Genomic DNA, 17,659 nt, shown 5'->3' with positions numbered 1-17,659 from the left:
GTTTTTTAGGACAGGGCTGATTGTAGCAGTTCTCGGGAGTTCTTGGACAAGGACTCCACTGCGACCATACGTTTGATTTGAGTCAGGGCTTTTTCTTTCATGGCAGGCTCCAGCTTCTGAACAAAGTTGAAGGCTGCACAAAGGCGGGCGGCCACTTGCGGGTTCTTGGTGTCGATCTCAAGGATCTTGTCAGCATAGAACTCGTAAGCGTTGGTGTTAGGGTCATGGAAACGAACCAGATTCGCACCAAAGGCACGCAGCAATGAATAGACGTTGTTCGGGTTTGTGATGTTGAACGCTGGATGCTTCGTCAAAGCTTTGACGTCTTCCAGAACCTGCTTGCGGTTGGTTGTCGCCTGTGCGGTAAACCATTTATTCAGAACCACGGAATCATCTTTCCAGTCTTCATAGAAGTGCTGAAGAGCTTTTTCACGGTGAGCGGATTCTGAGTCCGCCAGGATCATCATGGCGGTCATACGGTCCGTCATGTTCTGTGCTTCCCAGTACTGTTTATTCACAGCTTCCATGATTTCCGGGTCATGCAGTTCTGCCAAGTAAGCCAGGGCCTGATTTTTCAAAGAGCGATGGCCAAAGACCTTGGTGTCACGGCTTTTCGGTTCCACATTATGAAACTTGCGATAGATGTTCAGCAAAGCGCCGCGGTTTTCTTTTGCGATAGCCTGGCGAAGAGCTGTGCGGGCCTGATAGAAGGCCTCGGCATCCAGAACGGATTCTTCCTGTGCCAAGACGGCGTAGCTTGGCAGCTGCAACATCTTGGCTTTGAAGGACGGATCCATGGATTCATCGGCAATCGTGGCACTGACGGCTTTTACAAAGCGTGGGTCCACGGTCAAAGTCTGCTTGTTGCGGGCTTGTCCGATCAAGTTGCGCAGCAAGCGCAAAGAGATCTTCTGAGCCATTTCACGGCGATTGAAAGAGTCTGTGTCCTTTTCCATCAGGAAGTACAAATCTTCCTCAGAGGCTTCCCATTTCAGGTTTACCGGCGCCGAGAATTCACGCAGCACTGAAAGAACCGGGCGGTCTTTCAGACCTTTGAAAGTGTAAACTTCTTTTTGCTCTTTAAGTTCAATCAGGTTTTTGCCATCACTGTTCACTGTGATCTTGTCGCAGTTCAGAGTCAGCTCATTGCCGGATTTGTCCAAAAGTCCCATCATCAATGGAATATGGAATGGCTCTTTGTGCGGCTGGCCTGGAGTGGCTGGGCAGCTTTGTTCCAGCGTCACAGTCAGCTCACCTTTGGCAGCATCAAAACTTTCCTGAATTGTGACCACAGGAGTTCCCGCCTGATGATACCAGCGACGGAACTGAGTGAAGTCCTTGCCGTTGGGAGTCGCGATGGCCGAAGCAAAGTCCTCGGTGGTGACAGCCTGACCGTCATGACGACGGAAGTATTCATCCATGCCCTTGCGGAATCCTTTGCGACCCACAATCGTCTGCATCATGCGGATGACTTCAGATCCTTTTTCGTAAATTGTCATGGTGAAGAAGTTATCCACGGCCATGCAGGATTCCGGGCGAACCGGGTGGGCATTCGGGCCCGCGTCTTCGGCAAACTGACCGGCACGCAAGGCATCGACGTCCTCAATACGCTGCACACCACGATCGGTCATATCAGCAGAGAATTCCTGATCACGGAAGACCGTCAAACCTTCTTTCAAAGACAACTGGAACCAGTCACGTAAAGTCACGCGGTTGCCAGTCCAGTTGTGGAAGTATTCGTGAGCCACAACAGATTCAATGCTGTGGAAATCCACATCAGTTGCCGAGTTGGAATCTGCCAAAACCAGGCGAGAGTTGAAGATGTTCAGTCCCTTGTTTTCCATGGCGCCGGCATTGAAATCGTCAATGGCCACAATCATGTAGTCATTCAGATCATACTCAAGGCCAAAGACCTCTTCATCCCACTTCATTGATTTCTTCAGGGAATCCATCGCGTGCCAGCAGCGCTCTTGTTTGCCATGAGCGGCATAGACTTCCAGGTTCACCTTGCGACCATTCACAGTGGTAAAGGTGTCGCGGATAACCCCAAGGTCGCCTGCCACCAAGGCAAAAAGATAGCACGGCTTTTTGTGTGGATCTTTCCAGAAGGCTTTGTGGCGGCCGTTACCCAGGTCTTCAATTTTGATGCGATCGCCGTTGGACAGCAGAACCGGGTACTTTTGTTTGTCCGCTTCGATGGTCACAGAATAAGAAGTCATCACGTCCGGGCGGTCAAAGAAGAAGGTGATCTTGCGGAAGCCCTGAGCCTCGCACTGAGTGCAGAAAATCCCATTGGACTTGTAAAGCCCTTCCAGAGAGGTGTTGTTTTGCGGTTGCAGTTCTGTTTCAATTTCCAAACTGAAGCTGTCGGGAACTGACGGAACAATCAGCTCTTCTGCCGTGATTTGATATTGGTCTTTGCTAAGCGCTTGGTCGTTGATTTTGATACTGACCAGCTTCAATTCCTCGCCATTTAAGCGGAGCGCAGCGCCAGCTTCGGTTCTGCGAACCTGGCTTTTTGCCACAACTCGACAAAAGTCCTCATTTAGATTGAAGTCGAGGTTTACAGAATCCACCGCAAAGGCGGGGGCTTTATAGTCTTTCAGATAAATTTTCTCTTGTTTCATAAGGCCTCGATTCGGATAATGGGCAGATGAGTTTACTTTTCACTTCTATCACAATAAACACCACGCAGCTACAGGGCATGTTGGGTTTTTATCGAATTATCGGCTTTCAATTTACAGCGTCAAAAGTTGATAAGGGGAGTGAAGTCCACAGAGCCGTTCACAATGGCGTGGAATTTTCCCTGTACAATATCCAAAACCCGCAGAGGTCTCAGATTCCGAGCCTGCAGCTGGGCTTTAAGATCACGGACCTGGAAAAGACCGTGCAGGAGCTTGTGAAAGTTCCTGGAGCCATGTGTATTTTGGACCCGACAGATATGCCCGACGGCAAGAAGGCCATTGTCTTGGACCCGGATGGCCATTCCATCGAACTGTGCGAACTATAAAAAAAGCCCCGGTCACCCGGGGCTTTTGCTTTTGGCTCTTTATTGAGGCGTTGTGATGAACTGGGCGGAAGAGGCCTTAACGTGAGTCTCGATCGGCTCCAGGCGCCCTTTCAGATATTTCTGCAGGAACTCTTCCGTGATGGCATTCGCCGCCATGTTGTTTGCCGCTTTGGCAAAACCATGGCCTTCATCCGGGAAGAGCACGTATTCCACAGGGATTTTCTTCGACACCATAGCGTTATAGATTTGATCTGCTTCGTTCTTTTTCACACGCGGATCATTGGCTCCTTGCAGAATCAAAAGTGGCTTTTTGATCTTATCCACATGAGTCAGAGGAGAGCGTTCTTTTAAAAGCTTTTTGCCTGCGACGGTGGTAGGGTCCCCTACGCGTTTGTACAAATTCGCACGGAAGCTTTCCCAGTAGGGGGGCACCGTATTTAGCAATGTTTCCAAGTTGGAAGGGCCCACGATATCCACGGCTGCGGCAAAGGTGTCCGGCGTGAAGGTCACGCCCGCCAAGGCTGCGTACCCACCATAAGACCCTCCCATAATAGCGATCTGGCTTGGATCAGCGTAGCCATTCTTAACGGCCCAGTTTACGGCATCAATCAGATCGTCATGCATTTTGCGACCCCATTGTTTGTCGCCAGCGTTCAGGAACTTTTTCCCGAAACCAGTCGATGCACGGAAATTGACGCTTAGGACATTGTAGCCACGATCCGCAAGCCATTGATGATAAGGATTGTAACCGTAATCATCGCGGCCCCACGGTCCGCCGTGAACAAACAGGATCAGAGATTTTCCCGCAGGTTTGCGGGCCTGGGTCAGATAGGACACCAGTTGAAATCCGTCACGAGAAGGAATTTCGACGGCCTCCATCGGACTCATGCGATCGGCGTATGGAATTAGGGACTTGGTGTGATACAGGGGTTCGCTTAAGGCCTGGGTTGTGACATCATAAAAATAGAACGCCACAGGTTTGTCCGTGGAATCGGCGAAGATCACCCAGTGATTTCCATCCAGGCTCATGGAGGTCACAGAAATTTCTGTGTTGAGTTTTTTCTCAATGTTTTCAAAATGCCGTTGGAATTCTTTGTCGAAGAACTGAATGTCTCGTTTCAGGTAATAAGATGACGCCCACAAAAGCTTTCCTGTCTGCGGATGCATCTGCAGATTCTGAATGTCGGAGCGTTCGTCCGAAGCAAGCACTTTTGTTTTATCAGATTTCAGATCCCACTCGACCAATGCAGCCTTGTCACGCTTGCGGCTGTCGACCAGATAAACCTTGCTGCCATCATGGGATGTGTCCACGGCGGAAGAGGTCATGCTGTCTTCAAACGGAATCACACTTTTTTTGTTAAATTTTTTGTTTTTTTCGTCCCAAAGGAAAAGCGTGGAGGAGCCGTCCTTGTTGGATTTGCTGGCCAGAATCGGGCGGAAGTTTTTATCAAACAGAACGCCAGCGAAGTTTTCTGTGTTGGTAAAAAGATCCGTGGTTGCTTTGGAAGTCAGGTTCAGGATCTTGTAGTCAAAAAACTTTGGATCACGTTCGTTTGAAATAATCACGACTTCGTTAGGTCGAAGATGACTGGTTTCAGCAATCTGGGAGGTTGTTTTTCCAGGCTTGGTGATTTCGTTAACTTCGCCACTGGCCACATTCAAAGTGTACAGGCCATAATTTTCATCGCCCGCCACGTCCTGACTGAAGATCAAAGTGCCTGGAGTGTATGTCCAGTTGTAGCGAAAGATCCCGCGTTTGGTGTCGTGAGTGACGGGCTTCGCGGTTTGCGGCTTTCCAAATTCCTGAACCCAGATATTCAGAACACCTTTGTGTGTTGAAAGATAGGCCACATATTTTCCATCCGGACTGATTTTAATACCGGTGATGTCCGGGTTTCCGAAAAGAACTTCACGTGGTATGTAGTCGGCGTTCACAGAATCTTTCTTGTTTAAAGACTGGCAGCCACTTAGGGCGAAAATCAGGGCAGTAAAAAAAGGCACATTAAAGACTGTCTTCATTAAATGGACTCCTGTTTTGGAGTCTTATCGTAGGTCAGCCTCTATCGGAGTCAAGTGGGGGGGGGAGATTTATTACGCAGAATAGAAAAAAAGGGCCCGGAGGGGCCCTTTTGTATCAAGAGTGATACATGCGGTCTTCAAAGGCTGCCAGAGCGGCTTTGGCTCCTTCACCCATGGCAATGACGATCTGCTTGTAGGGCGTCGTTGTCACGTCACCAGCAGCGTAGATGCCCTTGGCTGAGGTGCGACCTTTTTCATCGACGATGATTTCACCAAACTTCGTCAGCTCCACTGTGTCTTTCAGGAACTGACTGTTGGGAACCAGGCCGATCTGTACAAAGATACCATCCAGATCCATTTTTTCAGTTTTATTCAAGCCACGATCCAGGTACTGGATCTGCTGAACTTTTTGACCGTCGCCAATGACTTTTTCAGTCTTGGCATTGGTGATGATCGAAGCGTTGGGCAGGGACTTTAGTTTGTCCACTAGAATCTTATCGGCTTTCAGTTGCTCATTGTATTCAAAGACCACGACTTCACGAACGATACCCGCCAAGTCAATCGCCGCCTCAACGCCCGAGTTGCCGCCGCCGATAACCGCGACTTTTTTATCCTTATAAAAAGGACCGTCACAGTGAGGGCAGTAGGCCACACCGCGGCCCAGATATTCTTTTTCGCCTTCGACACCCAGTTCACGCCATTTGGCGCCGGTGGTGATGATGACAGAATCTGCGGTCATGTGTTCGCCACTTTCCAGCTCGATCGTTTTTGTTTTGCCCTCGGTCAGAATTTTCTTCACACGACGGTTTTCAAATACCTTAATAGGGTAGCTGGCAATGTGTTGATTCAGTTGGGCAGCCAGTTGCGGTCCCTCCGTGTAAGTCACAGAGATCAGATTTTCAATGCCTTTTGTTTCCTGAACCTGACCGCCGATTTTTTCCGTGATCATCGCAGTGCTCAAACCTTTGCGAACCGTGTAGATCGCTGCAGAAGCCCCCGCAGGACCGCCGCCGACAACCAAAACATCAAAGTGGCCCAGGTTGGCATTCACGGGCTCTGCCGGAGCGGCGCTTTCATCCACACCGAAAGTGGCTTCGAGCTTGGTCATCAAGTCCAATAATTGAATGCGGCCTGAGTGGAACATTTTGGAGTTGGCCACCAAACTTGGCACGCCTTGGATGCCCAGCTTTTGGATGTCATCCTGAACGTAACCACCATCAATGATTTCGTGCTTGATGCTTCCGTGGGCCAGCACAATCTGATTGATGGCCTGAACCACGTCCGGACAGTTTTCACACGTCAAAGAAATGTAGGACTGAATCGTGATGTTCTTCTTCAGGCGTTTCGCTCGCGCGGCAATCACGCTGTCCAGCGGTTTGCCTTTACCGTCGGTATTGAGAATGGCCAAAATCAAAGTGGTGAATTCATGACCACCTGGAATCCCTTTAAATGAAATTCCAGTCGGTTTTCCTTTGTACTCGATATGGAACAGTGGGGCCGGGGAGGTTGTGTCACCTTTGCGCACGACAATCTTATCTGAAGTGCTCGCAACATCCTGGAGCATTTCAACAAGTTCTTTGTTGTCGTCGTGAGAGCTGTCTGCGTAAACCAGTTCGACAGTGTTTTCCAGAGCAGCGAAGACGGACTGAAGCTGTTCTTTAAGACCTTGATCTAACATTGGGGCCTCCATTCTAACGGGGGAAATTACCTGAAAGCACCAACTGACTGCGTTGGTCGGTGTCGGCGTACGAGGAGTACGCCTTCCTTCTCCCGCCTTGCATTTGATGCTTTCAGCTAATTTCTGTTTTGCGGTTCGGGGTGGGCTTGTCCCCGCTTTCGCGGGGACTCGCTTCTGGGTAAAATCTTAGATTTTACCTACTAGGTCCAAGCCTGGTTTCAATGTGGATTTGCCTGGAGTCCATTTAGCTGGGCATACTTCGCCTGGGTTTGCAGCGATGTATTGAGCCGCTTGAACTTTACGGAACAACTCATCAGCGTTACGGCCGATACCGTTGTCCTGAACTTCTGCAAGTACGATTTTACCAGCAGGGTTCACCAGGAAAGTACCGCGGTAAGCAAGACCTTCTTCTTCAATGTGCACGCCGAAAGCGCGAGTCAATTGGAAGGTAGGGTCCGCAAGCATTGGGTACTTGATCTTTTTGATTGTGTCAGAAGCATCATGCCAAGCTTTGTGAGTGAAGTGAGTGTCTGTGGAAACACCGTAAACTTCCACGCCCAATTTTTGGAAGTCAGCGTATTTGTCAGCCATGTCACCCAACTCAGTCGGGCAAACAAATGTGAAGTCCGCAGGGTAGAAGAAGAAGATAGACCATTTACCTTTAAGATCGTTGTGAGTCACAGTCTTAAAGTCGTTGTTGTGATAAGCTTGAACTTTAAATTCTGGCACTTGCGTGTTGATCAGAGTTTGCATTTATTCTCCTTGAATAAAAGTGGTTTGTATTCGGGCCGATGGCCAAGTTATAGGTCCACCAGCATTGTTAATTGCTAGCAGACATCTTTCGTCTTTGAGAATAAGGGATCAACCTCTTTTAATGAAATCGATTATAAGTATCTATTGATAGATTTTGTCTATTGCGGCATAATGCCTTCCAGGAGGCTGTATGGGCCCAAAAGTGAACTTTTCTCTGACGCAGCTTGAATACGTCATGGCTGTCCATAAGTACGGACATTTTGCCAAGGCGGCTCAGGCCTGCTTTGTGACTCAACCTACGCTCAGCATGCAAATACAGAAGCTGGAGGAGGATCTGGGGATTGTGATCTTCGATCGCTCCAAAAAGCCGATCCTTTTGACTCAAATGGGTAAGAAGCTGATTTCTCAAATGCAGACAGTTCTGTTTGAGGCCAAGAAAATCGGCAGCATTATTCAGCAGGAAACCAAAGGGGCTAAGCAAGGTTCTTTGTCTATTGGTGTCATACCGACGGTCGCACCCTATCTGTTGCCTCGACTTTTGCCGATGTGCGAAGAGCTTTTCCCAGAGGTCGAACTGAATATCAAGGAACTGCAAACGGAGCAGATTTTAAAAGCTCTGGATGATGATGAAATCGACGTGGGAATTTTGGCGACCCCCACTCAGGTTGCCAAGATGTTCGAATATCCGCTGTACTATGAACCGTTCTATGTGCTGTGTGAAAAAGATCATGAATATGCCCACCAGAAGAAAATCAAATATCAAAGTCTGAGCATGGAGGACATCTGGCTGCTGGAAGAGGGCCACTGTCTGCGCAATCAGGTTTTGGACTTGTGTTCGGTCAAAAAGAATAAAGGCGCAGGAAGACGCTACAAGTTTGAAAGCGGCAGTCTGGAGACCCTGAAGAATCTGGTGGATCTGTACGGCGGCTACACGTTGCTGCCTTATCTGGCAACAGAACAAGTCGGGGATCGCAGTCAGATTGTGCAGTTTGAGCGCCCCATTCCGGCTCGTGAAATAGGGTTGGTGTACCGTCGCGAACACTACAAGAGCGAATTGATCGAAGCCCTGGGTGAGGCGATTTTGAAGTCGATTCCGGAAGAACTGCGTCGTATTCGCTCTAAAGATCTGGATGTTTTACCGATATCTTGATGTTAACCTAATGGGTAAAAGAAAGGTCCAGCATGGAAATAAAACGCAAACCCCTTGAGTCTCGTGATGACATCCGAATTTTAGTGGACAGCTTTTACGCCAAGGTGCGGGCTGATGGGTATATCGGGCCGATCTTTACGGATGTGGCGCAAGTGGACTGGGATGAACATCTGCCCAAGCTGTATAATTTCTGGGCCGATCTTCTTTTGGGGGAGGACTCCTATCGGGGCCGACCCTTTCCTCCGCACATGAAATTGAATTTACAGCCCGGACATTTCGAACAGTGGCTGCGTTTGTTTGTGGCGACGGTGGATGAATATTTTGTGGGGCTGAAGGCAGATGAAGCCAAACACCGGGCTTATCGCATTGCCAGGAATTTTATGATCAATTTGAATCTGATCAGTTTGGATTAACTTCTTACCAGACGTTGAGCGTGTGCCGGAATGCAGAGGGGCTTTTGAGAACCTTGTATTGTTGCACAGCTGCGCAGGACGCTTAGAGAAGCTCTGCGGAGAGTGCTTAAATGGAAAAAGCCGCGGAGGTTCTTTATGAAACTCACAGTCAACTTTGCATCGCAGGGACGTCTTCTTGAGGGAACTCTTTATCTTCCTGAATCCAATGAGGATGTTCTGGCCGCCTGCCTTTTTGAGGGGGCCATGACCGGAGCCACAGCTCAGGTGGTGGATTATCTGGCTCGGCAAGTCAGTCATCAGGGGTTTGTCACCCTGGTCATGGATCATAACTATTTCGGAGATGACGAAACGGCTCCGCAGCCCTGGGAGTCGCCCTTTAAGCGGCTGCAGGATATCCTGGCAGCTTTGCACTTTTTGGAAGATTATGGCGAGGTTGATAAGAACCGAATTTTCGGTGTGGGTGTCAGCGTGGGTGCTGAGTTTCTGGCCGAGGCCAGTCGCCGGACTGATATATTAAAGGGTCTGGTCTTCGTTGAAAGTCCCACAGATGACAGTCGCAATCGAATTGCTCGACTGGATATTCCCAGCATTGTCGTGGATGAAGCTCACCTGGAAACGGCCGTCGAAGAAATTGTTCTTTGGGCCCGCACGCTCTTTGGCAGTTCGCGTGAAGAGCATGGTTCTGTGAACTGGCATCTAACGGATGAATAAATTTACTTCAACTTTATTGTGACCGTATTCACAACCTCATTTTGCATATTGCGAATGTCCACTTTCATTGACTGGCGCTTCCAGTCGATTTCGGCCAAGCCAAAGTTTTCTTTGTTATACACGGGGCCGATGTAGTGTCGGTCGGAATCCCGATAGTTGTTAGCGCGATTGATGGAGCTACCTGTGATGTCGTACAAAGGCCCATAGCCGGGAAGTTCCAGTTTGGAAATAGAGGCCATGTGGCGATCCCCACTGAGAATGACGACATTTTTCGCCTTGGTTTTTTTGATTAAATCAAAAAGGCGCTGACGTTCTTTGGGGAAGTTGCTCCATTTTTCAAACGGCGGATCTTCCGCGATGACCTGAATACTGCTGACGATCAGGCGGACTTGCGCCGGGCGCTTGAGCTGGGCTTCCAACCACGCCCACTGGTTTTCGCCCAGCACAGTGCCATCAAGGCTGGGTTCATAGTGCATGGCCTTTCCTTCAAAGCCCGCTTTTTCTTTCAGGGGACTACGATAGTAGCGGGTGTCGAGCATAATGACCTGAACCAGGTGCTTTTTGGGGCCGATGATTTTGCTGTGGTATACTCCGCGCTGCTCAAGGGGCATGCTGTTACGGGTGTAAGTCCAATAGTTCACAAAGTCCTTGCGAGCGGCATCCTTGCCCGTCCATTCATTTCCACCGTCGCGCATTCCAAAGTCGTGGTCATCCCAGGTCGCCATGAAGGGCACGTTTTCGCGCATGGCGCGGTATTCCGGGATCAAATCCAGTTTGCGGTACTGTTCGGCGATGGGCTGTTGGTACGGGCTGCTGGCGTAAACATTGTCGCCGGCAAAAAGAAACAGATCAGGCTCAGTGGCGCTGATGGTTTTCCAAAGCGGCTGAGGTTCGTCCTGATTGGCGCAGGAACTAAAGGCAATACGGCGCAGGGTCGCAGAATAATCAATCCCCCGGGAGGGCAGAGCGGAAACATAGGTCGTTGCCACAGGGGCTATCTGGGTGACACCAGTGTCGCGATTTTTTGGATTTTGTGCGCAGGCCGTGACCAGTAATGCCAGCAACAACACAAGTCTTGTCATGAAGTCTCCCTGGTGGAGGTTGGAAATTGGAAACCGGGTTTTTATTTCATGCATCCGGGTCTGTTTTGGCAACCCTTTTGTCTCAAAATAATCCACGGCACAGAGCTTGTATTGATTCTTTGGCATGACAAGTAAAACGATCCTCTTAGGCAGAATACTGACGGCTTTCTTTGTGACCCTGACTGTTTTTACAGCTGAGCTTTCATTAGCTTCACTTGAGCGAATGAATCTCAGACTGAGACAGCCGACAAAGGGCGCATCTGTTCAAAGAATGGCGCAGGAAAAACGACAGCAAGCGGTGCGTTTAGGACTGAAGCGCGCCAACACCTCGGCAGAGGCGTTGGATCAGCAAATCGTGCGCTATCTGGAAGTGGCCTCGATGGGGCGCTTGGAGCGCTGGAAAAAGGGCATTGACCTTGATCTTGTCAAAGTCGAGTACTCGCAGCGTGTTCTGGGGCACTTAAGCTCTGTGACCAATCTGATGAAGATGCGTCGTTCGTCCGGCAACAAATTCAAAAAACTTTACGAGTTTGATTTCCAAAATCTGATGCGTAAGAGCGATTACGTACTGGCGGTGAATACCACGCGCACAGTTTTGGAGTACGCATCGGCTCAGGATAGAGAGCTGGCCGCTCGGGCGGAAAAAATTCTGGCGGAATACAATCAGGAGCGTCTGCAATTTGACGCTAAAATGATTGCCTTCAACTAAGGTACCTGCTTACTTTTGCAGAAGCTGTGCGTAAAAAAAGGGAGCCAAGAGGCTCCCTTTTTTCGTTTTAACTTTTGGTTAAAAACTATTTGCGCTCGCTCAATGGAGTCACTTTGCGCTGTTCTGCACCCACGTACTCAGAAAGAGGACGGATAATGCGGTTGTCAGCAGCTTGTTCCATGATGTGAGCAGACCAGCCCGTCGTACGAGCCATCACAAAGATCGGAGTGAAGAAGTCGATCTCAAAGCCCATCATGTAGTAAGCAGGACCTGCTGGGAAGTCCAGGTTAGGATAGATTTTCTTCTTCTCAACCATGACTTTTTCAAGGGCTGCATACATCTGCATCCACTTTTGTTCGCCAGTCACGTCAGCCATGATTTGCGCATACTTCTTCATGGTTGGAACGCGAGAGTCGCCGGAGCGGTAAACGCGGTGACCGAAGCCCATGACTTTTTTCTTCTGTGCCAATGCATCCAGCATCCACTGTTCTGCTTTTGCTGGGTCAGCGATTTCTTTCATCATGTGCATAACCATTTCGTTCGCACCACCGTGCAAAGGTCCTTTCAGTGCACCAATGCCTGCAACAGTTGCAGAGTAGATGTCAGACTGAGTGGAAGTTACAACACGCGCAGTGAACGTGGACGCGTTGAAGCTGTGCTCAGCGTAAAGGATCAAAGAAACGTCGAATGCCTTAACAACTTCTTTTTGTGGAACTTTACCGAAGCACATGTGGAAGAAGTTTTCAGCGATGGAAAGATCAGACTTAGGTGGGATGAAATCCAAACCTTTTTTGAAGCGGTAGTCCGCTGCCACCATCGTTGGGATTTTCGCAAGCAACATCATGGCTTTGTCCATGTTTGTCGCAGGAGTTGAATCCCAGATACGAGCGTCTTCAGCACCCAGGAAGGACACAGCCGTGCGGATGGAATCCATTGGGTGACACTTTTGTGGAAGCGCTTTGATCACGTTCAACAAAGTGGTGGAGATTTCACGGTAGCTGCGTTCTTTCTTGGTGAAATCCGCAAGCTGAGCAGCGTTTGGCAGCTCACCATTATACATCAAGAAAGCCACTTCTTCGAAAGAGCAGTTTTCTGCCAGATCCTGAACCGGGTAACCACGGTAGATCAAAGAGTTGGTGTGAGGGTTTACTTTGGATACGGAAGACGTATCCATCACAACGCCATCAAGACCTTTCTTAACGTTCATTTTCTCTGGTTCTGGAACATAATCTGGATTGATATACTCAGCCATTTTTCCTCCGGCGAAATCCGCGCAGGCGGTTCCTAATACATTCAGGAATCGGTGCGTTATATTGCTAATGATTAACGACCAAAGCTAGCGCGGCCCCAGAAGGCGGTCAAGAGTTGGTGCACGGACTCTGCTTTGCGCAGCGGCGGGATTGACGGATCCCCCTAGGTTTGAGCACACTTTAACGATGGAATTATCATTCGCCCTCGTTCCGGCACTTATTCATGTGTACATTTTTACTCTGGAAAGCCTGCTTTGGGGGCGTAAAAGAACCAATAAGTCTTTCGGTGTCACGGAAGCCGAAGCTGCCACCACTAAGCTGATGGCCTTCAATCAAGGGTTCTACAATCTGTTCCTGGCTGTGGCGATTTTGCTCGGTCTGCATTTGCGAACAGGGGAGATCACTCGCGCCGCAGGCACCACGCTGGTGATCTATGGTCTGGTCTCTATTATCGCGGCGGGCCTGGTATTGATTCTGTCGTCACGTCGCTTGTGGCGGGCGGCCCTGGTGCAAATTGTTCCGGCAGTGATCGCCCTGATCCCGTTTCTAACTTAAAACTGCCCTTCACACACACCCGGAGTCGTCGTCAGGATCGGCTGTGGATTTGCTGAAAAATAGTTCTTCAGATCCAAATCCAGATGCAGATTTCCTTTTTTGCAGTTGTCATAAAGCGCCCGGTACAGACTTAACAGGTTGTTCTTGAATATCGTGTATTCCGCGGCGGTGAACTGCAAAGAGTTGCGGAAGAATGTCTCCATGGCGACTTGGGATTCTGGATTGCCGAAGACCTGATTGTGCAACTGGATGACGCCCTTATAAACCATCGGGCTGAAATGTCGCACCACTATGGTGGCATTCAGGTACAGATCGGGATTTCCTTTCCAGCTGTCATAGGTGGCAGAGGCCTTCTTGGTGTCGGCAATCAGGTGATATTTCTTTGCCGTGTTCATATCAAAACCGCCATCGTTGTCTTTCAAAAGCATCACTTTCAAGGAAACTCCGGTTTCTTTGATCGCGCTCAACATTTCAGCTTCAGCCGGCGTCAGCTGGGGGGGCGCTTTGGCTAGAAGTTCGCGGTATTTTTTGTCGGAAATATCATCCACTTTTCCCTGTACTGTTTTAAAGAAGTGGCGACGCTTGTAGTGGATATTGCCGATACGGTCAGCCTGGTCCAGCAGGAAGTCCATCACCAGCATGTCAGATGTCTCCTGCATGCCCAGCATTTTCTGACCGGCTTTGGCCAGCTCGGTGCTGCCTAGGATTTGCGAAATCGGTCGCGGGTCCTTCAGCAGAGGCCAGAAAACGCTGCTATTGCGGAACTGATCAATGCGGGTTTTGTCCTGTTTCAGGCCAAAAGCTTCGGCATATAATTCTTCGTTGCCCGGATTTTCCGCTAGCACGCCAAAGACCTGACGCTTGTCTTCAGTCAGGATGCGAGTTGACCAGTAGGCAGTGCCGTTGGTCGATAGGCCACGGCGCTTGCCATCTTTATAGAACGAAGCCGGTACAATGCCCAGGCCGTGGGGCGGTTTGGTATAGACATCCGGCAACTGGGACACATTGCCGTGCTTGGCGCGAACCAGATGGCCGATCTGATCGTACCAGTATTGATTCAGATATGTGTTACCCATTTGCAGTCCCAGATAACGTCCGGCCAATGCGTGATTTAACACCGTGTCCAGATCCACCGTGCGCAGAACACTGGCCGGAACCTCCACAGACTTAAACAGCTGAGTCAGACGAGAGTATCCCAGAATACTTCCTACGGAAACTCCGGGAGCCGCAAACTTGAATTTCGCCTCTTTGTCCGGATATCCCAGACGGGCTTTCATTTTCTTTTTTTCAGAGCGCGAAAGAGGGCAGATGGATTTCTGGAACTGGGCCTCCGTCATTCTGGCAGGGACTTCATAGTATTCCACCGCCACGGAGGTGCTGTTCACTTTCGGACAGCTGTAGAAGGTCTTCAGTTTGGGATGATCGCCATACGAGGCATAAAGATTCATTGCGCACAGGCTGTCTTCGTCTTTATTGATTTTGTTTTCCAAGCCGGGGAATCTTTGCAGCAGATAACATTTTTCGCGCAGGGCTTTGCCGGGCACCTCGATATTATAAGTTCTGATTGCATGTTTATCAAATTGCGGGTCCAGATAGCCGTGGGCATTGGAACTGAAAAGAACAAGGGACATGAGTGAGGCAAACATGGGATAGTCTCCGTATAATGGGGACGGAGACTATTTCCCGGTATGTCGAAAACCAAGTTATTTTATTGCAAGGTTTTTCAGCGAACGTACCTCACTCCATTTTTGGCATCCAAAGTCAGAGAGGCGGGAAGCGAACTTAGACTTTGCAGTGTCCCTGAGGAGTTGTAGTAACGAATGGAAAGCTGATTCGTCTCAGAGAAAACAAGTTCGACGTAACCTTGCGGAGTTCTAATGTTTGTTCCGACGAGATATCGGGGAGCGCTTCCCGCACACGGCATGGACACCACTTGAAGTTTTTTCCCATCAGCATAGGTGTAATGCCCGGAATAAAATCCGTGAGAATGCCCAAAGATTACCAGGTCCACTTTATGGCTTAAAAGAATGGACTCCAGAGTAAAAGATCCCGCTGTGCGGCGTTCTTGAGCCAGGACGCCGTTTTCATAAACCGTTGAGCTGTTGGCCTTGCTGCTGACGATGGAGTAAAGCGGGATGTGTCCATAGACCACGCGAGCGCGAGCTCCTTGGGCGCGGGCCGAAGACAGTTGTGCTTTGAGCCAGTTTAACTGAGCCGTGCGGTTGGAAAGTTTTGAATAGTTCGCGTCATCCAAAGAGACAAAGAACACATCCTCTTTGATGAAGGAGTAGTAAAACGGAAAGTTGTCATCATCGACGTATTCCACATTGGGTTTGTTTTCGCTCCAGAAACTGTCATAGATTTTTCGTTCCTGGCTATAGTAGGCATCATGATTTCCCGGTGTCGGTAAAAACGGCAAACCCGCGGTGCGCATCAGGGATAGAACCTTTTTTGAAAACGAGTTCCACATGTTCACGTAGGTGCTGTCGGACAGGGTCTTTTTTTCGCCGTCGATATAATCACCCACACCCAAAATGGCCGCCGGCTGGCGTGCGATCATGGACTTTACAATCGAAATGGTGCTGCTGGCATAGGTGCCGCTGGTGTCGATGTTCATATCCGCGAAGGCATGGATCTTTAAAGACCTTGCACTGTCCTCGATTGTGCCGCCTTGTTCAGGCGGCGTGGTGGGCGGGGAGGGATCCTTGCTGCCCGGGTCAGTGAAAGAACTTTCAGAGTCTGAATCTGAGCTGGGTGGAACCATGCTGAGAACTTCAGAGTTTTGAGGCATACACGCGGCTAAGCCAGAAACGAGAAAAAAGGCCGCAAGGAATTGGATGGAGGCGGTGGCTTTTGTTTTCATACAGTTTGTATCGTAACAAAGGTCGAAAACATTAAGTCGAATTAATGTGGATAGTGTGTATGTAAAATGGACTCAGGTCTAAGTCCCATTTTCTGCAGGAGCTTTAGACAGTTTCTGTGAAATAAAAAATGGAATCAGAGAGGTTGTAATAAACCCGATCAAGGGCAAGATCCTGACGGTCTCTTCGTCAGGATCTGTTTGTTTAGCGGCTTAGATTTCGATGTTTTTGCAAATCCAATCGCGCAGTTCACTTAAGCCTGTTTGAATATCTGGATAAGCCTTGATGACGGCAGACATCTCGGCGTGGATAGTCTCGCCTTTGTAAGGTTTGTTGCGCAAAGCCTCGGTGATTTCTTCAATCACGGTGGGATACAGGCAATCCGTATAGAACTTCAAATCCTTGATCTGTCCGTCCTCCACTTTGAAGTGCACATCAAAAAAACCCAAAGACAGATAGTCGTCCATCTTATGGCTGAATTCCAGGGTGTTGCCGTACAGCCACTCCCACGAACTCAACTGGTCGTACTGACTTTTCAATTCAGGAATCTGCTGCAAACTTTGCATGGTCAAAGACTCAATCTCAGCCTTGGCGCCATAGAAGCTTTCAAAGGCCTCGATCATCGGACCGACAAGATTGTCGTGGTTGATAGAGGCTGATACCTCATTCAGATTCGCCACGCGGGCCCGGACGGATTCTTTGCCTTTGGCTTGAAGCTTCTTGGGGTTCGGAGTCAGATAGTTCCCCAATCGCGCCAAATCCGTATGCATCAGCAAAGTGCCGTGGTGGAAGGCGCGGTCCTTTTTTTCTCGATAAGCGCTGCCGCTGAATTTGCGCGGTCCATCGTGGAACGGGATCAGCAGGTCATTGCGACCGGAGGCTTCCCCCTCAATGCCAAACTTTTTAAGCGCGTTGAAAATAACCTGCACATTGTTTTCGCGCTTATAGGATTCTTTCGGTGAAAGGAAAGTGAAGTTGGTATTACCCAGGTCATGGAAAACGGCTCCGCCGCCGGTCGTGCGGCGAGCCAGATGAACCTTGTCCTCTTTCATTTTCGCCAGGTTGCATTCGGACCAGGGATTTTGATTGCGCCCGATGACAACGGTTTCTTCATTGCGCCACAAAAACAGGATCTGCTGGGAAGGATCCAGGTTGTGAAAGATCCATTCTTCTGTTGCCAGATTCAAATGCGGATTCAAACTGTCAGAGAGAAATACTTTAAGTTTTTGCATGGGCCCAACCTAGTCTGCCGTCGACGACGGGTCAAGAAAGAGTATAGGGTATCGGGCTTGTCCAGTGGGGGAATTGGCGCGATCTCTGGACTTAGTAAGGCAATTTAGAGGGAAAGACTTAAACGGCGTCTTTACTTTTTCCGTGTTTTGCGATTAAATATTACCGTATTTCAGTTTTCGCAACTGATGTGCCCGGACGATGTGCGACGTACCCGGTCAGGACAAGACGACGCTTT

At 49.4% G+C, this 17,659-nt stretch carries 15 protein-coding genes and 1 riboswitch; of the genes, 6 read left to right on the top strand and 9 right to left on the bottom strand.

What is annotated here, in order from left to right; genetic code table 11:
* Window positions 1-5 precede the first annotated feature (5 nt).
* Window positions 6-2,627, bottom strand: coding sequence for an aminopeptidase N (gene pepN / locus ACZ5ZZ_RS11050; protein WP_464131146.1), 2,622 nt, complete (start codon window positions 2,625-2,627; stop codon window positions 6-8).
* 26 nt (window positions 2,628-2,653) lie between these two features.
* Between pepN and ACZ5ZZ_RS11045 the strand changes: the two genes are divergently transcribed.
* Complete coding sequence (locus ACZ5ZZ_RS11045) at window positions 2,654-3,010, top strand: VOC family protein (RefSeq protein ID WP_041577782.1); 357 nt, start codon at window positions 2,654-2,656, stop codon at window positions 3,008-3,010.
* A gap of 39 nt (window positions 3,011-3,049) precedes the next feature.
* On the opposite strand, the gene ACZ5ZZ_RS11040 is transcribed toward ACZ5ZZ_RS11045, so the two are convergent.
* The 3 genes from ACZ5ZZ_RS11040 to ahpC all read right to left on the bottom strand — a co-directional run bounded on the left by ACZ5ZZ_RS11040 (window position 3,050) and on the right by ahpC (window position 7,460).
* On the bottom strand, window positions 3,050-5,029 hold the full coding sequence (locus ACZ5ZZ_RS11040; RefSeq protein WP_464139373.1) for a S9 family peptidase: 1,980 nt from the start codon (window positions 5,027-5,029) through the stop codon (window positions 3,050-3,052).
* Window positions 5,030-5,144: 115 nt separating this feature from the next.
* Entirely contained in the window at window positions 5,145-6,707 is a 1,563-nt protein-coding gene (gene ahpF / locus ACZ5ZZ_RS11035; RefSeq protein ID WP_464139371.1) for an alkyl hydroperoxide reductase subunit F, read from the bottom strand.
* 186 nt (window positions 6,708-6,893) lie between these two features.
* The gene (gene ahpC, locus ACZ5ZZ_RS11030) at window positions 6,894-7,460 is read right to left on the bottom strand and encodes an alkyl hydroperoxide reductase subunit C (RefSeq protein WP_464131142.1); all 567 of its coding nucleotides are present in this window, start codon (window positions 7,458-7,460) and stop codon (window positions 6,894-6,896) included.
* A gap of 190 nt (window positions 7,461-7,650) precedes the next feature.
* On the opposite strand from ahpC, the gene ACZ5ZZ_RS11025 reads away from it, so the two are divergent.
* The 3 genes from ACZ5ZZ_RS11025 (at window position 7,651) to ACZ5ZZ_RS11015 (ending at window position 9,734) form a co-directional block, all read left to right on the top strand.
* A complete protein-coding gene (locus tag ACZ5ZZ_RS11025) occupies window positions 7,651-8,610 on the top strand; it encodes a LysR substrate-binding domain-containing protein (RefSeq protein ID WP_464120697.1) in 960 nt (319 codons plus the stop codon).
* A 32-nt stretch (window positions 8,611-8,642) separates the two neighbouring features.
* Window positions 8,643-9,023, top strand: coding sequence for a group III truncated hemoglobin (locus tag ACZ5ZZ_RS11020; protein WP_464120698.1), 381 nt, complete (start codon window positions 8,643-8,645; stop codon window positions 9,021-9,023).
* A gap of 135 nt (window positions 9,024-9,158) precedes the next feature.
* Window positions 9,159-9,734 (top strand): alpha/beta hydrolase family protein, encoded by a 576-nt coding sequence (locus ACZ5ZZ_RS11015; protein ID WP_464131140.1) that lies wholly within the window; start codon window positions 9,159-9,161, stop codon window positions 9,732-9,734.
* Between the two features lie 2 nt (window positions 9,735-9,736).
* Here the strand turns inward: ACZ5ZZ_RS11015 and ACZ5ZZ_RS11010 are convergent, their stop codons facing one another.
* A complete protein-coding gene (locus ACZ5ZZ_RS11010; protein WP_464139369.1) occupies window positions 9,737-10,816 on the bottom strand; it encodes an alkaline phosphatase D family protein in 1,080 nt (359 codons plus the stop codon).
* Window positions 10,817-11,039: 223 nt separating this feature from the next.
* On the opposite strand from ACZ5ZZ_RS11010, the gene ACZ5ZZ_RS11005 reads away from it, so the two are divergent.
* Window positions 11,040-11,525 (top strand): hypothetical protein, encoded by a 486-nt coding sequence (locus tag ACZ5ZZ_RS11005; protein WP_464131136.1) that lies wholly within the window; start codon window positions 11,040-11,042, stop codon window positions 11,523-11,525.
* An 85-nt stretch (window positions 11,526-11,610) separates the two neighbouring features.
* Here the strand turns inward: ACZ5ZZ_RS11005 and ACZ5ZZ_RS11000 are convergent, their stop codons facing one another.
* Window positions 11,611-12,777 (bottom strand): bifunctional 2-methylcitrate synthase/citrate synthase, encoded by a 1,167-nt coding sequence (locus ACZ5ZZ_RS11000; RefSeq protein WP_464120702.1) that lies wholly within the window; start codon window positions 12,775-12,777, stop codon window positions 11,611-11,613.
* 184 nt (window positions 12,778-12,961) lie between these two features.
* Between ACZ5ZZ_RS11000 and ACZ5ZZ_RS10995 the strand changes: the two genes are divergently transcribed.
* The gene (locus ACZ5ZZ_RS10995) at window positions 12,962-13,330 is read left to right on the top strand and encodes a DUF1304 domain-containing protein (protein ID WP_464139367.1); all 369 of its coding nucleotides are present in this window, start codon (window positions 12,962-12,964) and stop codon (window positions 13,328-13,330) included.
* On the opposite strand, the gene ACZ5ZZ_RS10990 is transcribed toward ACZ5ZZ_RS10995, so the two are convergent.
* From ACZ5ZZ_RS10990 to ACZ5ZZ_RS10980, 3 genes are all read right to left on the bottom strand, one after another.
* Window positions 13,327-14,976 (bottom strand): hypothetical protein, encoded by a 1,650-nt coding sequence (locus ACZ5ZZ_RS10990; RefSeq protein WP_464139365.1) that lies wholly within the window; start codon window positions 14,974-14,976, stop codon window positions 13,327-13,329. The genes ACZ5ZZ_RS10995 and ACZ5ZZ_RS10990 overlap by 4 nt on opposite strands.
* Before the next feature lie 77 nt (window positions 14,977-15,053).
* Window positions 15,054-16,193 carry a metallophosphoesterase family protein gene (locus ACZ5ZZ_RS10985; RefSeq protein ID WP_464139363.1) on the bottom strand — a complete coding sequence of 380 codons (1,140 nt, stop codon included), beginning with the start codon at window positions 16,191-16,193 and terminating at the stop codon, window positions 15,054-15,056.
* A 210-nt stretch (window positions 16,194-16,403) separates the two neighbouring features.
* Window positions 16,404-17,423, bottom strand: coding sequence for a lipoate--protein ligase (locus ACZ5ZZ_RS10980; protein WP_464139361.1), 1,020 nt, complete (start codon window positions 17,421-17,423; stop codon window positions 16,404-16,406).
* Between the two features lie 173 nt (window positions 17,424-17,596).
* Window positions 17,597-17,659: riboswitch (guanidine-III (ykkC-III) riboswitch) on the top strand.

It is taken from the genome of Bdellovibrio sp. HM001 (genome assembly GCF_055397275.1).
The sequence above is the reverse complement of the archived record's forward strand: the minus strand, read 5'-3'. Positions and strand labels throughout refer to the sequence as shown.

Excerpts from the sequence above, each read along its gene's own strand:
- ACZ5ZZ_RS10995 (WP_464139367.1), top strand. The coding sequence starts at position 12,962 with ATGGAATTATCATTCGCCCTCGTTCCGGCACTTATTCATGTGTACATT.
- ahpC (WP_464131142.1), bottom strand. The coding sequence starts at position 7,460 with ATGCAAACTCTGATCAACACGCAAGTGCCAGAATTTAAAGTTCAAGCT.
- ahpF (WP_464139371.1), bottom strand. The coding sequence starts at position 6,707 with ATGTTAGATCAAGGTCTTAAAGAACAGCTTCAGTCCGTCTTCGCTGCT.
- ACZ5ZZ_RS11015 (WP_464131140.1), top strand. The coding sequence starts at position 9,159 with ATGAAACTCACAGTCAACTTTGCATCGCAGGGACGTCTTCTTGAGGGA.
- ACZ5ZZ_RS10985 (WP_464139363.1), bottom strand. The coding sequence starts at position 16,193 with ATGAAAACAAAAGCCACCGCCTCCATCCAATTCCTTGCGGCCTTTTTT.
- pepN (WP_464131146.1), bottom strand. The coding sequence starts at position 2,627 with ATGAAACAAGAGAAAATTTATCTGAAAGACTATAAAGCCCCCGCCTTT.
- ACZ5ZZ_RS11025 (WP_464120697.1), top strand. The coding sequence starts at position 7,651 with ATGGGCCCAAAAGTGAACTTTTCTCTGACGCAGCTTGAATACGTCATG.
- ACZ5ZZ_RS11005 (WP_464131136.1), top strand. The coding sequence starts at position 11,040 with ATGAATCTCAGACTGAGACAGCCGACAAAGGGCGCATCTGTTCAAAGA.
- ACZ5ZZ_RS11000 (WP_464120702.1), bottom strand. The coding sequence starts at position 12,777 with ATGGCTGAGTATATCAATCCAGATTATGTTCCAGAACCAGAGAAAATG.
- ACZ5ZZ_RS11020 (WP_464120698.1), top strand. The coding sequence starts at position 8,643 with ATGGAAATAAAACGCAAACCCCTTGAGTCTCGTGATGACATCCGAATT.
- ACZ5ZZ_RS11045 (WP_041577782.1), top strand. The coding sequence starts at position 2,654 with ATGAGTTTACTTTTCACTTCTATCACAATAAACACCACGCAGCTACAG.
- ACZ5ZZ_RS10990 (WP_464139365.1), bottom strand. The coding sequence starts at position 14,976 with ATGTTTGCCTCACTCATGTCCCTTGTTCTTTTCAGTTCCAATGCCCAC.
- ACZ5ZZ_RS11040 (WP_464139373.1), bottom strand. The coding sequence starts at position 5,029 with ATGAAGACAGTCTTTAATGTGCCTTTTTTTACTGCCCTGATTTTCGCC.
- ACZ5ZZ_RS11010 (WP_464139369.1), bottom strand. The coding sequence starts at position 10,816 with ATGACAAGACTTGTGTTGTTGCTGGCATTACTGGTCACGGCCTGCGCA.
- ACZ5ZZ_RS10980 (WP_464139361.1), bottom strand. The coding sequence starts at position 17,423 with ATGCAAAAACTTAAAGTATTTCTCTCTGACAGTTTGAATCCGCATTTG.